Below are 15,532 nucleotides of genomic sequence, written 5' to 3' on the forward strand. Positions count from 1 at the left end.
TGTATAGTCCAATCCCGACTACAGTTCTTACATACATTAAAGAGAGACTGGTAGTTTATATTAAATCTTTAATTAAGGGAGGATTCACTAGAATGGCCATTCTATCATCAGGACCTATTGATAATAGCGCTGTGAGCGGTTTCAGACCTACTGAACAGGTGACGGTCAAGATTGATAACCGGGATGCGTTAAATCAGTCCGCAATTCTGATCCAAGGGTACAATTTAACCCTCACAAGGACCTTGTATGTAAGCGAGCTTGTTACTATTTCTCCAGACGAGGTGATTACAAGAAATTACTTTGCCAATCTGGATGCCTATGAGTTTGTCTTTACAACGGAAGGTCTTGCAGAATTACAGACGGAAATTTCCATGTGGGGCAAAAATACAGACGGGGAGTTGGTTACCGCCCACCGGCTTGTATCATCTGAGCTGCTGGGAACTGAAAATGGGGGAGCCACAGGCTCCGTTAACCGCATCTATGTTTCCAATTTCAATAGCAATGATGTTTCTGTGATCAACGGGGCAACAGGTGCGGTGATAGTAGTCATCCCTGTAGGTGTGAATCCTGCGGGAGTAGCCATAAACCCGTTAACTAATCGTATTTATGTTGCTAATTTGAACAGCGACAACGTATCCGTTATCGACGGAGCGACCAATACGGTGCTGGCTACCATTCCTGCCGGGGATGGAGCAGGTGCTGTCGCGGTCAATACTGCTACCAATGCTATCTATGTTGCTAACTTTAATGATAATAGTGTTACTGTCATTGACGGATTAACCAACACAGTGGTGACTACCATTATTCCCGCCGGCGGTTCTCCTTTTCCAACGGGGATCGGCGTGAATTCCTTAACCAATACTATTTATGTAGCTGAATTCAACTCGGATATTGTTACCGTCATTGACGGGTCTACGAATATGGTTATTACGCAGATTCCCGTTCAGGTTAATCCATTTCGGGTGGGCGTTGATCCCTTAACGAACCGGATTTATGTCTCGAACTTTACCAGTAACACCGTTTCAGTCATTGATGGAGCCAGCAATACTGTGATAACTAACTTGCCTGTAGGAACGACTCCGGCTGAATTGGGAGTGAACATATCAACCAATGCCATCTATGTGCCAGACCGGGATGACGACAATGTGTCGGTGATTGGCGGTTTAACGAATACGGTGATTACTACCATTCCGGTCGGGAATAACCCTAATGGTGCAGGAGTTAATCCATTGACCAATCGCATCTATATCACCAATCAGGATGATAACACGGTATCGGTCATTGATGGGGTTACCCAGACTGTGATTAGTGTTATTCCTGTAGGTGCACGTCCGTTCTCAGTCGGTGTCAATCCGTAGGAAGCAAGGACAAAGAATTTAGTACACTCTAAATTCTGTTCTTCATCTTACCGCAGGGGGTGAATCATACGATGAAAATAACATCGGCAGAAGAAATTATGATCCTATTGTCGAGTATGGACAAAGAGCATTCTGCAGCACGTATCTACGTTCCGGGCATAGGTGAATTCACGATTGTACTACAAAAGAAAGAGGGTAGCAGCAGGACAGCAGCAGAAGAACGCATAATACCGGCAGCAGGGTTAACAAGGAACCCTTATCTTTAGTGATAATCAGTAACTCAACCTTCTTCCGGTAAGGAAGAGGCTGGGGGTTTGTATCTTGAAGTTTTGTATATGAGAGAAGTTGAAACAGTCTTGGACTGAATACGAAAGTCCAAGACTGTTTCTACTTTTTTCCGCCTAATGTTTCGAGATAGATTTCCTGCCTGCAGCAGGTTGTACAACTCGATGACCTTTAATAGGAGAGGTACTCCGGCCAACATTTTTCCTTTTACCAGGAACTGCCGTGTTGACATTTAAAAACTTAGATTGACTTTGAATACTAGTGGATACAATATTAACCGTGTAATTTCTGTAGTTACCAATACTGATTTTTCTCAATCCAAGCCTTCTACAAAGCGGAGCAGCACAGTAACCTGCGCCACCACAAAGTTTGAAAGCATTTTGCGGTAGAGTAAGATAGTTAACACCTGACCATACAAGACGCCTATCTGCAGATTCGGCATAGTAATATATCTCACGATTGTTGACTGCCCCATTCAATACCTCTACCGTTTGACCTGGATTAATTGTGTACCAACCTACCGCTTCATACCAGCTGGGCCAAGGTATTAAGGGGATAGAGCCCTTATTACAGCTTGCAGAGGAGTAATATGCGAAGGCAACATATATGGTTACACTGGTACTATTACGAAAACTAAGTCCCATTGCATTCAGCTCCTTTCTTTTTGATAGAATAAAGTATGCAGTTTAATAGAAGAAAGGAATGGACATTAAGAAAACAATTTCGAATCGATTGGGTTGCTCATGTGAAGAGCCAGGGTAGATAAATTAAGAAGAGACCTCTCGCGTGCCGTCCTTTATCTATGTCATCCTATTTTATCGATCGAACTTATTAATTCGTCAGAGGACGTAGATCTGTTCTGTTTGGTCCGAGTCAAAAAGCATATGTGGATGTATATATCAGAAACATAACACCTGCAGGGTTGTAATGAGTATTTGCTCTGACTAATAGTTAAATTAATCCCAGCATTTGTCATACAGACGCTCCCCTATGTGTCGATGAAATATCATAGTGAAGAAATGCGTGAACTGGTATACACACTAGGCAAAACTTTACTTAGATTTCTGGTCGAACTCCGCAGACCTGTTCCAAGGCTGACTTATTTCCAATGACATGTACAACATTAAGAGTATCAAGTAAAATGGCTGATATAAGAATTCTGAATGTATTGGTTTGATCAGGGGGGGAGTTTTACAATGAAGAAAAAGGTACTAACTGAACGTCAGTTAAAATCGCAACAAGTCAAAGAAAATATACATAATGCAGCCATCAGGATGCTGAAAGAATATGAATACGACTATTTAACGGTTCGTAATGTATGCAAAGAAGCCAACGTATCTACAGGTACGTTTTATCATCATTTTAAAAACAAAGATGATCTTTTGACCTATTATTTAGCATACGGGTACGAAAAGTACATGGATGAAAACGAGATTCTGTTTGATGATGATGTGAAAAAGAACATCGCTCAAATTTATCATATTTACATTTCTTATTGTATGGAGATGGGTATTGAATTTTTATCAAATTACTATTCCACTAAAAATAAAAGCTTAAATACACGTGATAAACATTCCCCAGATGAAATCCACAAGGTTCCATTTTTTGAAAAGTCGATCATTGCCATAAAACATGGGCAAGAACAGGAATTTATATCGCCAGATGTAGATATACATGAAGCTGCTAATGATATTTGCACTTTAGTTAAAGGACTCATCTTCGAGTGGTGCCTGACAGATGGGAGCTATGACCTACAAAAGAATGTTCAAAAAATCTTAAGGATTTATTTGAATAGTATAGTTACAGAGGCGTATAGAGCTTTGTACGAATAAATTTTTGGAAATAGTTATTTGACAACTATGGATTTTTGCTTTAAATTTAGAACACGTTCTAGAAATGGTTATTTGTTCTCTAAGCAACGCCAACCGGGGGTCTTTATGGAGACCTTAGGATGAAAAACTATTTACTGAGCGTTTGAGTACTTTACACGGTGATCGTCTTCCCCTAGTGGCAGTAGGTTTTATTCATAGTCCAGAAGAATGCTAGACATCCTAAACAGTGGGATTACTCTTGTTGCCATGGGTCGGGAATTTATTGTGGAACCGCATTGGGTGAAGAAGGTGATGGATGGGAATGAAGGAGATATTGCTTGGGAGAAACTATTTTTTATCGAAGGTTGGGTACCTGTGGCGAAAAAAATGAATAGGGTGGTGTAAGGTCGGAACTATGGATTAAAATCTCAAAGTAAAGCAAAACATTCTAATTTAGAAAACTAGTAAACATAAATAACAGGATAATCATATTAACCTTTTATATGCATGCGCATGCAAATATATGGGTGTTTTCAAAATAAATACGCCAACTAATTGTTCAATACGAGGATAATAAATATTCCCTTATAAAAGGAGCCCTTTGAGAAACATGATTTCAATAAACATATTGGACTATTCGCCAGTGGACGAAAATTACGATGCACAAGAAGCATTGATTCAGACAACGGAGTTGGCAAAAAGAGCGGATCAACTTGGATATAAGAGATTTTGGGTATCAGAGCATCACCAAATGCAGTCCTTAGCAGGAAGTACTCCTGAACTGCTCATGATGCATCTTGCGGCTTCAACAAATCACATAAGAATCGGTTCTGGAGGAGTGATGCTTCCTCATTATAGCTCGTATAAAGTGGCTGAAAACTTCCGGATGCTAGAGGCTCTGTACCCTAATCGTATTGACTTAGGTATAGGAAGAGCTCCCGGAGCAAATAGATTAGTCACTCACGCACTTAATGAAGAGAAAACTAGACCACTTTCCTATGAGCAACAAGTTATGGATCTAAAAAGTTTCTTAACGAATGATTTTCCAGAAGAACATCGTTTCAAAGATTTGTTCACTACGCCTGATATTTCTACAACTCCAGAAATGTGGGTCTTGGGTGGGGGAGGAGGAAGTGCCAAAATAGCTGCTGATAATGGCGCTGCATATACGTTTGCTCATTTTATTAATCCTTATGGAGAAGGGATAAGAGCAATAAATCACTATCGAGAAAACTTTAAACCATCCAAATTGTTTAAAGAACCTCATGTAATGATTGCTGTATTTGCTGTAATCGCAGAAACAAATGAAGAGGCAGAAGAGCTCGCAAAAGCATTTGATTTATGGCTTTTGAAAGCTGAGTCTGCACAAACTCCAAATTCTTACCCTTCAATTGAAACTGCAAAGATCTATTCATACAGTTCATTTGAGAAAGAAACTATTCATCGTAATCGCAATCGCGTTGTAGTTGGTGATGTAAATCATGTTAAGGAACAAATTGAGAATCTTGCAAAAAAATATGGAGTGAACGAAGTAACTATTCTGCCAAATATCTCAGGAGCTAATAATAGAGTTAAATCTATTGAACTGCTGGCGCGAGCTTTTAATTTGAAAGAATTATAATTTTTATTAAGGATTAGAAAAACGGAGCACAACTATCAAATTTATCATTGAAGGGGAAGTCGAAAATGTTGAATTTAAATGAATCATTAAACGATAATCTAAGCTTAGAACAAAGAATAGCTCGGTTAGAAGATATTGAAGCAATCAAACAGTTAAAGTATCAGTACGCACGTTATTGTGATAACCATTATGACCCGGATGGAATCGCCTCATTATTCATACCAGATGGACATTGGTTAGTTACTGGTATTGGTGGCGAGGCAACAGGCCATGATGAGATAAAGAAGCATTTCGTTGCAGCTTCTAAGGATATTGTATGGGTCGTACATTATATAACGTCACCAGAAATCGTAATAGCTTCTGATGGGAATAGTGCTACTGGAAAGTTTTATTTGAACTGTCTTGCTACCATTATTAATAAAAATGACAGATCCCAAGAAGACGCAGTAGTAATGACCGGGAACTATGTTGATCATTTCGTTAAGGTAAATGGAAAGTGGTACTTCAAAAAATTAAGCGGTGCTATAACTCAAGCGTCTGAATGGACAGATGGTTGGGTTCGTAAGCCTTGGATTGAATGAAGTATTCCTGCGTTATAAACCATTAGAGGGTAAAAGCTAAAATATAACAACCCACAGCCAAGATCATATTTATTATAAATCTTGGCTGTGGGTTGTTATTTATTTGTAATGAATATTATGATAATGGTTCATATCGCTAGTCATTGGATGCTCATGTGTGAAATGGAAGGGTTTGGAAAGTGCCACAGAAATTGTCAGAGTCTAACCGTATAAACACAGTTTCTTCCTCCCGCTAATATGTACTCCCCCCGTTCAATATGAACATTATTACCTAGAACAGTTTTAAATAGATGTAACTCATTTTTGCATAACCCGGTACATACAGCAGCAGCTTCACAGATCGGGCAATGTTTCTCAATGAATAAAAGACTGCCATCATCCTGCTCCTTAACCTCGGCCATATACCCTTCATTTGTTCGAATCTCGGCCAGTTTCTCCAGCTTCTCTCTAACGTCTGCTGTATCACCAAGATGCTGAAGATATTGTTCTTGCATATTCTTATTTCGAACAGCCAGCAGCTTGTCCAGCCCCTCATTTCCGAAAGCTTCTTTCATGGAATGGATCAGACTGACGGATAAATCCGAATATCCGCTTGGAAAAAACCGATCGGCCGCGGGGGTTAAGATCCATAGCTTGGTGGGCCGCCCCATGGGACGGGACTCTTCTATATTAGTAACCAGCCCTTCTTCTTTCAGCGCATTCAAATGTTGACGAATAGCCATTCCAGATAGCGAAAACTGGGAGGAGAGTGCCATAACATCCATTCCCCCTTGTTGCTTTAACAAATCAATGATCGCTCTTCGGGTCTTGGTTGAGACATCCTTTTTGGTTTGATTTCGGCTCACGTTGCACCTCCTACTGAAACAACTAAATCTACATCACAGACTACATTTTAAACAAAAATGTTGACAAAGTCAAAGCTGGACTGTAGCTTAGACATTATAAACAAAAATGTTTACTAAGTTTCCGGATACGATGTATACATACCAATTTTCTTGGAGGTCACATTTCATGTCGTCTAATCATCAAAGTATTTTCAGCCCACGTTATTTTGCACTATCCATAGGTATTATTCTGTCAGTGATGGCCGTTGGATTCGAAGGCCTGTCCGTAACCACCATTGCCCCTTCAATTGCTAGAGATTTGAACGGCCTTAGCCTGTTTGGCTGGATATTCAGTACGTATCTGCTTGCGCAGATTATCGGGACTCTGGTCGTCGGTCGAATCATAGATAGAAGAGGACCTGCAGTACCGTTCACTATCGCACTTCTTTTGTTTATCGTTGGGTTGATTGCTGCCGCAACATCAGGCGATATGTATACCATGATAGGATCACGGGCCATGCAGGGTTTGGGTGCCGGAGCTATGATGACTTGTGTGTACACAGCAATATCCTTAAGCTACCCGGATGAATTACGCGCCAAAATACTCGGAGCATTTGGTACGGCCTATGTTCTTCCGTCCATGCTCGGTCCTTACGTTGCAGGTCTTATTGCAGATCAGTGGTCCTGGCGGTTTGTTTTCTGGGGAATATTACCGATCCTGATGATTTCAGCACTGCTTAGTTTACCTGCGTTCACGAAATTAAAAACACCGAAGACGCAAGGGGATATCGGAGCTTCATCAACCTGGAATGCGTTACTGTTAACGATGGGTACAGGGATTTTCTTAGTTGGTCTAAGCATGCTTCCGAGCATTATGGGATTTGTTTTAGTCATTATCGGCTTAGTACTTATGATATTTCCGCTCCGCAAACTGCTACCGAAGGGAACTCTTACGCTTAGAAGAGGCATGCCAGCTATTCTGGCAACACGTGGGCTGTTCTTCGCTGCCTATACCAGCACACAGAATTTCTTGGTATTGGCTCTAATCGATGTGAAAGGAATAACGCCTTCTCAGGCCGGATTGATTGTAGCGAGTGCTGCGTTGAGTTGGTGCGTCATAGCGTATCTGCAAGGACGGTGGGATTCGGCAGATCAGGGCCGTGGACGGCATACGCGAATTATTCTGGGTGTATTGCTGCTTGCCATAGGGATTACTATCGTATTTTGGATACCCGTTGTGACCGTTACCGTAGCAGTTATTGGACAGATCATCGCTGGAATCGGCATTGGATTGGCGCATCCGATTAGCGGTGTTGTGGCGTTTTCTCAGACAGGAGAAGGAGGTGTCGGCAACACCTCGGCTAATCTGCAATTTGCGGATTCTTTTACACCCGGTGTAGTTATCGGGATCGGCGGTTCCATCCTTGTGGTTTGTCAGGCTGGCGGAATGTCACTCCAATCCGGATTAATTGTAGCAATGGGTTTCCATCTCTTGTTGATTGTAATGAGTTTATTTGCGAGCACTCGGATCTCACCAGTAGCTGAACAAATAGGAACGGGTATCCAATCTTTAGGTTTGAAAAACAAATAAACGAAGGAGGAGTTCACAATGTTCATCGAGGTCAGTGACAAAGCATCAGAAAAAATCGCCGAAATCTTATCAAGTGCGAATATCCGAAATCCATTTCTAAGAGTGGGTGTTGATGAAGGAGGATGCAGTGGACTATCCTATACCCTAGTCGTGGATGAGCAGCAAGCAGAAGAGGATATTATATTAAATAAACAAGATTTTAGTATATTGGTTCACCCGAATAGTATTCCATATATTGACGGTCTTGAAATTGACTATGAAGAGAGTGGAATGGTAGGCGGATTCACTATGAATAACCCTAATGCAAAAGCTTCATGTGGATGCGGAGCCAGTTTCAGAATGGCCAATTATCGTGGCGAAATAAAAAAATGTGATTAAACAGCAGGAAGGAGAGAAGAGGAATGATATCATTTGCAGTATCCGAAAAAGCATTGGATTCATTTAAGAATGAATGGGGTTTGGAAGAGGGGCAATATGTAAGAATTTATGCAAAATATGCCGGTGGAGGCTCTGATGCTTTCACTGTTGGAATTAATGCAAGTGCTACACCGATCGATCCCGCATGGGTTCAATCCATTGGCGGATTTCATTTCTTTGTTGAAAAAACTGATGTTTGGATTTTACAGGATGAACTTCTTCAAATTGATTGTAATGAAAACGGCATATTTTCAACCAAAATCTCCTGAGCATCTTCTTGGGTTGCAATTTACAGTAGAATATCTACTACACTTCTAGCAATTTCGCATACTATTGTCTATACTGTTTTAAATAAATATCAGAATTGGATCTGATTTTAAAAGAAGCATGGTGCTAGGAAGCAGGTGCAGAGCATTGATAAATTTGGACAAATTAGCAAAGGCATTTACTAAAGGTGTCTATGAAATAGAAGATAGAAGCCGCTTAGTCATCCAGCCCAAAAGCTTATTAAGTGAATTCACCACCGTTAAGCATGGATTTCTATTTATCATTCGCGGAGGAGCCAGAATACGTGTGAATGGAACGGTATATGAATTACGGCCAGGATCAGTTTTTCATGCTGCTCCGGGCATGCAGATGGATTCGCAGGTTATAGGACAATCTGAGCTCGAGTATTACTCCCTTTTTTATAAATTGGATATGCCGGAAGAAATGAATAGTACTCACGAATTTGACTCTCATTTCAAGCTGGAGCCGGGAGCGAATCTAAAAATTATTGAATTACTAATTATGCTCCATCAGAATGCCCATCCATCCGGAGAAATTGGGAAGCTGCGTATCAAGGAGTTGTTCTTAAGCCTGATGCACCAGGTTCTGATTGCGTGCAGTTACAGAGAGAACGATCGTTCTCCGAATCAAAGAATGGTAGACGAAGCCCTTGCGTATATTAAACTTCATTATATGAATTCACTTACACTCGGTGAGTTAGCGGAACTGCATGCAATGAGTGCCAACCGCTTCTCTTACCTCTTTCATAAATATACGGGACTACGACCCATCGACTATGTCGTTAATTATCGTTTGGAACGGGCCTGTGAATTACTCAAAGCAGGTAATTTTCCTATCCGCGAGATTGCTGACCGTGTCGGTTATGACAATCCACTATATTTCAGCCGATTATTCAAAAAGAAATTCGGTGTTTCTCCCTCTGCCTATAAATAATGTACATAATGAGCTTCTTGTACTTGAACTACGTCTGCAGCTACTGGTGATAAGCCAGAAGTGCAGACTTTTTTTATTTAGATTAAATAATGATGCATGCTGGATTTGAGATTTGTACATTTGAATTTATTTAAATTTTTGATAAACTCACCTTTGTAACTGAGAATCATTATCAGTAAATTGATTTATAAATGAAAGGCTGGTAGATATGACAGAAAAAAGACCCAGACAATTATGTATTGGCCTGTCCTTAAATGCAACCTGGATGAAAGGAGACGGCTGGCGGCACCTGGATAGCAGAGTTGAAAAGATGGAGTCTATTGATTACTATATTGATTTGGCAAAAATGGCTGAGAATTCAAAGCTCGATTTTCTTTTCAGAGCTGATTATCTGTATGTTAGCCCACAGATGTTAGGAGATTCCTCAAATTTCGGCAGCCCAGACCCTGCATTGTTTTTTGCAGCGATAGCTCGTGAAACCGAGCGGATCGGACTGGTAACGACGATTTCCACTACTTTTAATCCGCCGTATGTTGTTGCAAGGCAGCTGCAGTCCTTACACTGGCTGAGCAATGGACGCGCCGGCTGGAATATTGTCACTTCTATTGAAGGCGCCGATAATTTCAGCGCCTCACCCATGCCGTCACCGGAAGAGAGATATGCCATGGCTATGGAGTTCACGGATGTTGTATGCAAGCTTTGGGAGAGTTTTCCGAATGAAGCGATTGTTATCGACCGTCAGACAGGTATGTTTTCGGATAAGGATAAAGTGACTGCCATTAATCATTCCGGGGAATTTTTCAGTGTAAAAGGGCCGCTTACTTTGCCTGCTCACAAGTCAGGAACGCCGCCGCTATTCCAAGCTGGGGCTTCGGATATTGGACGGAATTTCGCCTCATCTGTAGCTGATGCTATTTTTGCCGCAATGCCGGATATCGAATCGGGAGTGGAACTAAGGAATGATCTGAGAAGAAGAGCGGCTGAGCAGGGCCGTGATCCGGATGCTATCAAAGTTTTGCCGGGCTTATATTTTTTCCTGGCCGATACGCGCGAAGAAGCACTTGAATTACATAAGGCTGCACATGCGAATTTAAGCCTTGAACGCAGACATGCTTCGCTTAAATCGGTGCTGGGTCTTGATTTAAGCGGTTATCCCTTAGATAAGCGAGTAACTGCCGATATGTTACCCGATTCCAGTCAGGCCGTCCGCAGCCGGACTCATGCTGAGTTGTTACGGCGGTATATTATTAAAAATCAGCCTACAGTGAAAGAAATCTTGGACAGGCCGGAGGTTGTCGGATCTGCACATTGGGTATCTGTCGGGACAGTCGAGGATGTGCTGAACGATATTATTGAACGGTTTGAAGCGGGGGCTATAGATGGCTTCATCGCCCTGCCAGGCGGTTCGGAACAATCTATGGAGCTGTTTTTTGAGAAGTTGGTACCGCAGCTGGTTGAAAGAGACTTATTCCGGAGCGAATATACGGGTAGCACTTTCCGTGAGCATTTAGGGATTTAAAAAAGAGAAATGAGGCGATTGAACGATGCATGAAGAGGAATTGTTTGATGTTACGATTATTGGCGGCGGTCCGGCTGGATTATTTGCTGCATTTTATAGCGGACTCCGTGAAATGAAAACCAAAATTATAGAATTCCAACCTGTGCTTGGCGGCAAAGTGCATGTCTATCCGGAAAAGATGATCTGGGACGTGGGAGGCTTACAGCCTATTCTTGGCTCGCAGCTTATTGAACAAATGGTTGGTCAAGGGATGACTTTCCAACCGGAGGTTGCCTTTAATGAAAAGGTCACATCCATCTCGCAAGATGAAGCAGGTTACTTTATTTTACACACAGCCGCAAACCGGAAGCATTTCACTAAAACTGTCATATTGGCCATTGGAGGAGGCATTTTGAAGCCTGTCAAGCTCGAAATCAAGGGTGCCGAAAGATTCGAAATCACAAATTTGCATTATACGGTGAAGTCACTTGCCCGCTTTAAAGAGAAGACTGTCCTAATATCGGGAGGCGGCCATTCTGCTGTAGACTGGGCGAATGAACTGGCTCCGATTGCCAAAAAGGTGTTTCTGACGTACCGGAAAGAGAACTTAAAGGGGCATGAAGCCGATATTTCACGCTTGGCAAACAATGGCGTAGAGTGCTTGTTAAATACTTCAATCGAAAAGTTGATTGCCACACCGGATCACGAAAGAATAGGGACTGTACTGCTAAAAAGTAATGACAACGGAGAGGGATTTGAGCTGTCTGTCGATGAGGTCATCATTAATCACGGTTATGAGCGCGACAAAGAACTGCTGGTGAACAGTGAAATTAAAATGGATCTGTGGGAACACCGGATTTCAGGATCAGTAATGAGCGGGACATCCGTGCCGGGTATTTATGCGGCAGGGGATGTTCTACATCATGAGGGGAAACTGCACCTGATCGCGGGGGCATTCCAGGATGCTGCCAATGCGGTAAACCAAGCCAAACAATACATCACACCGGAGGCAAATTCGTCCGGGATGGTGTCTTCACATAATGACCTGTTCACGCAGAAAAACCGTGATTTAATGAAGCATTTATACAGACAGTAATGATAACAACTCAAGGGGGAGCCAAATGAAAAGACTATATGGATGGATTACATCCTTAATTATACTAGTAGGATTACTGGCTGGGTGTTCCGAAACTTCAGTCACGCCTACACCAGAAGTTGGCAAGATCGAAGAAGCAGGATGGCCAAGAACAATTGCGGATGCCAGCGACAATGGAGTGGTGCTCAAGACACGACCTGAGCGTATAGCGGTTCTGCATCCCTTGTATTTAGATTACTTTTTTGCTCTTGATACGCCTCCAATCGCATCAACTAACGCAGCGGAAGCGATGAAGGATTTTGCTACTTTACAGCCTTACGCTGGAACTGCTGAAATTATTGATTTGGGCAGCAGCAATGCGAATCTGGAAATGATCATGGATGCAAAGCCTGATGTGATTGTAACCTTCAAGGGTTCTATTGATAGCAATTATGAAGAGTTGAATAAAATTGCACCAGTCATCTTAATTGACTACACCGATACCTGGGAAAAAACGACGATGCTGTGTGCTCAGATTGTTGGTAAAGAGACATTAGCGGAACAAACCATTAAGGAAACCCAAGAAATGATCGCAAAAACAAAAGAACAGCTAAGTAGTCTTGAGAATAAAACCTTTGCTTTACTACGGGTCGACGGAAAAGCTAATTTTAATGCTCAAGGCTCTAAAAACACAATGTACTACAATCAAACAGTAGGCTTTGGGTTGTTGCCACCGAAGGGATATCCTGAAGAGGGAGGGGCCCTTTCTCTGGAAGGGATATACAGCATGAATCCTGATTATATTATTATCCAGCATGATATGGATATCGCAAAGGCAGCCATCAAGGACAAGGAAACTTCGAACGTGTGGAACTCACTGGAAGCAGTGAAAAATAATCATGTTCTTATCTTTGATAACTCACTTAATAGCGCAAGTATCCTGGCTGTCCGTTTGGCTGCAGATCATTTTCTGCAATTGGCGTCTGAACAATAAATTTATATTAAAAAATCCGATTGCACCTTTTAGGGCAATCGGATTTTTGTTATTAAGTTAAATATCTTGACTATTATTGATAATGGTTATCATTTATGATGAGTATTAGACAGATAACGGAGGGGTAGTCATTATGCACAAAAGCAATCAAATATTGCTTTGGGACCAAGCGACGGTCAAGTTATTGGATGTGCGCCATATTGAACGGGTTCAAGGCGAAATTCTTCATAAGTACAAGATTCCTGCCAGTATATTTTTACTTTCGGTACAAGGGAGCGCTCAAGTTCAGTTAGATCACTCTGAATTTTCTTTTACAGGATTTCAAGTCCTGCATAGCGGGAAAGGGGCGATACTTAATATTGTTCCGACAAGTAAGAATTTTGTTTACTATATCATTTATTACCGTGCATGGATTCAAGAGGAGGATCTGTTCCAATCACAATATTGTTTTTCCCCTGATGCACCCATTTTACTTTATAACAAAATGCAATTGATGTATCTAAAATGGAACGAGCAAGAAGAGAGACTCAACGTAAAATCACTTTTTTATCAATTCATTCATCAGGTTTTAAAAGAATTACATAGAAAAGAGACTGAGGTGAAACAGACCAGTGTTGCAGTCCAAGTAATCACCTACATTCAGGAGTACTATGCGGAGCCAATTACATTAGATTCTCTTGCGGAAGTATTTAATTTCAGTGCTTATCATTTGTCATCCTTGTTTAAAGAGTACACAGGTATGAGTCCGATTGATTACTTAATTCGGTTTCGGCTTGAACTTGCAACAGAGCTTCTAATAACAACAGATGCTTCGGTCGGTGAAATATCAGCAAGCGTTGGTTATAAAGACGTATATTATTTCAGCCGAATTTTCAAGAAAAGAAAAGGTGTATCCCCTGCACATTTTAGAACAAAAGAGTCACAGCGGCCAAAAGTTGCTGAAAGTCCATTAAACTTCCCCACATCCTCTATTTTTGAACCCATCGTTCAACAGTATATTAATAATGATAATCATTATCATAATACGGAAAAAGGGGAATTACATATGTTTAAAATGACAAAATCTCAGACGACGGCCGCTTTACTGCTTTGCGGTTCTCTATTATTAGGTGCTTGCTCAAGTGGGACGGGTACTGCTACGAAGGAACAAAGTAATGGAAATGGAACCGTAAATCAAGCAACATCAGAAGAAAGTACGAACACTCGAATAGTATCAACGCCTAAGGGAGATGTGGAAGTACCAGCAGAGCCGAAAAGAGTGGCGGCTGACCAATATATGGGGCATTTATTGAAATTAGGAATTGTACCCATCGGAGCAAGAACGTTTATGCTGGATGAAGGCTGGATGGAAAAAGCGGACATACCCAAAGAAACGATCGAGAAAATTGAGGATTTAGGGGATTTCCCTTTAAATCTGGAAAAATTAACGATGCTAGATCCGGACTTAATTATCGGTTCGATCGATGAGAACATAGAACAATATGAGAAAATTGGGACCACTGTATTTCTGCCTTATTGGGAGGGGTTAAAAACAGCAGGGCCGCTTGATAAATTTAGGAGTGTAAGCAAAATATTCGGAAAAGAAAAAGAAGCAGAAGAATGGATTACGGAATATGAACAGAAAGTAGCTGAAGCAAAGTCTAAACTTGCCGGGGTTATCAAGGAAGAGGAAACCGTTTCGATTGTTCAGTTTTCACAAAAGGCGGTATACGTCTTAGCGGCAAAGGGAGGAAACTATGGTTCTTCCACTATATATAATATGCTTCAGCTGCCTCCAACAGAAAGTGCAAAAAATATGGCGGAGGGATTTGAATCGATTTCATTAGAAGTGCTTCCAGAATATTTAGGTGATTATGTTTTTGTTTATAATGGCGATGCGGATGCTACCAATAAAGCAATGGAAAGTAACATATGGAAAGGCATCCCTGCAGTGAAAAATGGCAAAGTTTATTTGTATGGTGATAATTATCATGATGAATTCGTAATGGAAGATCCTTTTTCATTAGAGCTTCAGCTTGATACGATTGTGAATTTGTTACTTGGCACTAGTAAATAGTTTAATAGATATACTTAAGCCACTGATGTTTCTGGAATATTGATACCAGGACAACAAGCAGAAACTGCCAGCGGCGACATAGGAAGAGAGCGAAACGGAGCATTTATCCGTTTCGTTTTTTTTTGCTAATATCCCGATAGTCCAATCCTTCATCATAAGCCTCAGCAACTGTGACTTTTTTCATAATACCCTTTCTATAT

16 protein-coding genes are annotated in these 15,532 nt (G+C 41.3%); 14 read left to right on the top strand and 2 right to left on the bottom strand.

Annotated elements, in window-relative coordinates; all coding sequences use genetic code 11:
- Positions 1 to 92: 92 nt before the first annotated feature.
- Positions 93 to 1,358 carry a YncE family protein gene (locus MHB56_RS00045; protein ID WP_076302944.1) on the top strand — a complete coding sequence of 422 codons (1,266 nt, stop codon included), beginning with the start codon at positions 93 to 95 and terminating at the stop codon, positions 1,356 to 1,358.
- Between the two features lie 71 nt (positions 1,359 to 1,429).
- Positions 1,430 to 1,624, top strand: a complete 195-nt coding sequence (locus MHB56_RS00050; protein ID WP_076184928.1) for a hypothetical protein — start codon at positions 1,430 to 1,432, stop codon at positions 1,622 to 1,624.
- A gap of 135 nt (positions 1,625 to 1,759) precedes the next feature.
- On the opposite strand, the gene MHB56_RS29795 is transcribed toward MHB56_RS00050, so the two are convergent.
- Positions 1,760 to 2,287 carry a DUF1036 domain-containing protein gene (locus MHB56_RS29795; protein ID WP_076302945.1) on the bottom strand — a complete coding sequence of 176 codons (528 nt, stop codon included), beginning with the start codon at positions 2,285 to 2,287 and terminating at the stop codon, positions 1,760 to 1,762.
- A 552-nt stretch (positions 2,288 to 2,839) separates the two neighbouring features.
- On the opposite strand from MHB56_RS29795, the gene MHB56_RS00060 reads away from it, so the two are divergent.
- From MHB56_RS00060 to MHB56_RS00075, 4 genes are all read left to right on the top strand, one after another.
- Positions 2,840 to 3,475 carry a TetR/AcrR family transcriptional regulator gene (locus MHB56_RS00060; protein WP_339281042.1) on the top strand — a complete coding sequence of 212 codons (636 nt, stop codon included), beginning with the start codon at positions 2,840 to 2,842 and terminating at the stop codon, positions 3,473 to 3,475.
- 207 nt (positions 3,476 to 3,682) lie between these two features.
- A complete protein-coding gene (locus MHB56_RS00065) occupies positions 3,683 to 3,859 on the top strand; it encodes a hypothetical protein (RefSeq protein ID WP_175617337.1) in 177 nt (58 codons plus the stop codon).
- 205 nt (positions 3,860 to 4,064) lie between these two features.
- Positions 4,065 to 5,075: an LLM class flavin-dependent oxidoreductase gene (locus MHB56_RS00070; RefSeq protein WP_076190296.1), complete on the top strand. Its 1,011-nt coding sequence runs from the start codon at positions 4,065 to 4,067 to the stop codon at positions 5,073 to 5,075.
- A gap of 65 nt (positions 5,076 to 5,140) precedes the next feature.
- A complete protein-coding gene (locus MHB56_RS00075; protein ID WP_076184923.1) occupies positions 5,141 to 5,656 on the top strand; it encodes a nuclear transport factor 2 family protein in 516 nt (171 codons plus the stop codon).
- A 194-nt stretch (positions 5,657 to 5,850) separates the two neighbouring features.
- Here the strand turns inward: MHB56_RS00075 and MHB56_RS00080 are convergent, their stop codons facing one another.
- Entirely contained in the window at positions 5,851 to 6,501 is a 651-nt protein-coding gene (locus MHB56_RS00080) for a helix-turn-helix transcriptional regulator (RefSeq protein ID WP_076302946.1), read from the bottom strand.
- A 166-nt stretch (positions 6,502 to 6,667) separates the two neighbouring features.
- On the opposite strand from MHB56_RS00080, the gene MHB56_RS00085 reads away from it, so the two are divergent.
- From MHB56_RS00085 to MHB56_RS00120, 8 genes are all read left to right on the top strand, one after another.
- Positions 6,668 to 8,071 (top strand): MFS transporter, encoded by a 1,404-nt coding sequence (locus MHB56_RS00085; protein ID WP_339281043.1) that lies wholly within the window; start codon positions 6,668 to 6,670, stop codon positions 8,069 to 8,071.
- An 18-nt stretch (positions 8,072 to 8,089) separates the two neighbouring features.
- A complete protein-coding gene (locus tag MHB56_RS00090) occupies positions 8,090 to 8,449 on the top strand; it encodes a HesB/IscA family protein (RefSeq protein WP_076184918.1) in 360 nt (119 codons plus the stop codon).
- A gap of 23 nt (positions 8,450 to 8,472) precedes the next feature.
- Entirely contained in the window at positions 8,473 to 8,757 is a 285-nt protein-coding gene (locus MHB56_RS00095; protein WP_076099150.1) for a HesB/YadR/YfhF family protein, read from the top strand.
- A gap of 154 nt (positions 8,758 to 8,911) precedes the next feature.
- Positions 8,912 to 9,709 carry an AraC family transcriptional regulator gene (locus MHB56_RS00100; protein ID WP_341143106.1) on the top strand — a complete coding sequence of 266 codons (798 nt, stop codon included), beginning with the start codon at positions 8,912 to 8,914 and terminating at the stop codon, positions 9,707 to 9,709.
- 208 nt (positions 9,710 to 9,917) lie between these two features.
- Entirely contained in the window at positions 9,918 to 11,228 is a 1,311-nt protein-coding gene (locus MHB56_RS00105; protein ID WP_076190294.1) for an NtaA/DmoA family FMN-dependent monooxygenase, read from the top strand.
- Between the two features lie 25 nt (positions 11,229 to 11,253).
- Positions 11,254 to 12,303, top strand: a complete 1,050-nt coding sequence (locus MHB56_RS00110) for an NAD(P)/FAD-dependent oxidoreductase (protein WP_076130518.1) — start codon at positions 11,254 to 11,256, stop codon at positions 12,301 to 12,303.
- Positions 12,304 to 12,328: 25 nt separating this feature from the next.
- Positions 12,329 to 13,276, top strand: coding sequence for an ABC transporter substrate-binding protein (locus MHB56_RS00115; RefSeq protein ID WP_341143107.1), 948 nt, complete (start codon positions 12,329 to 12,331; stop codon positions 13,274 to 13,276).
- Between the two features lie 133 nt (positions 13,277 to 13,409).
- Positions 13,410 to 15,332, top strand: coding sequence for an AraC family transcriptional regulator (locus MHB56_RS00120; RefSeq protein ID WP_341143108.1), 1,923 nt, complete (start codon positions 13,410 to 13,412; stop codon positions 15,330 to 15,332).
- Positions 15,333 to 15,532: the final 200 nt, after the last annotated feature.

The sequence above is a fragment of the Paenibacillus sp. FSL H8-0315 genome, assembly GCF_038005365.1.
In the GTDB taxonomy this organism is placed as follows: Bacteria; Bacillota; Bacilli; order Paenibacillales; family Paenibacillaceae; genus Paenibacillus_AQ; species Paenibacillus_AQ odorifer.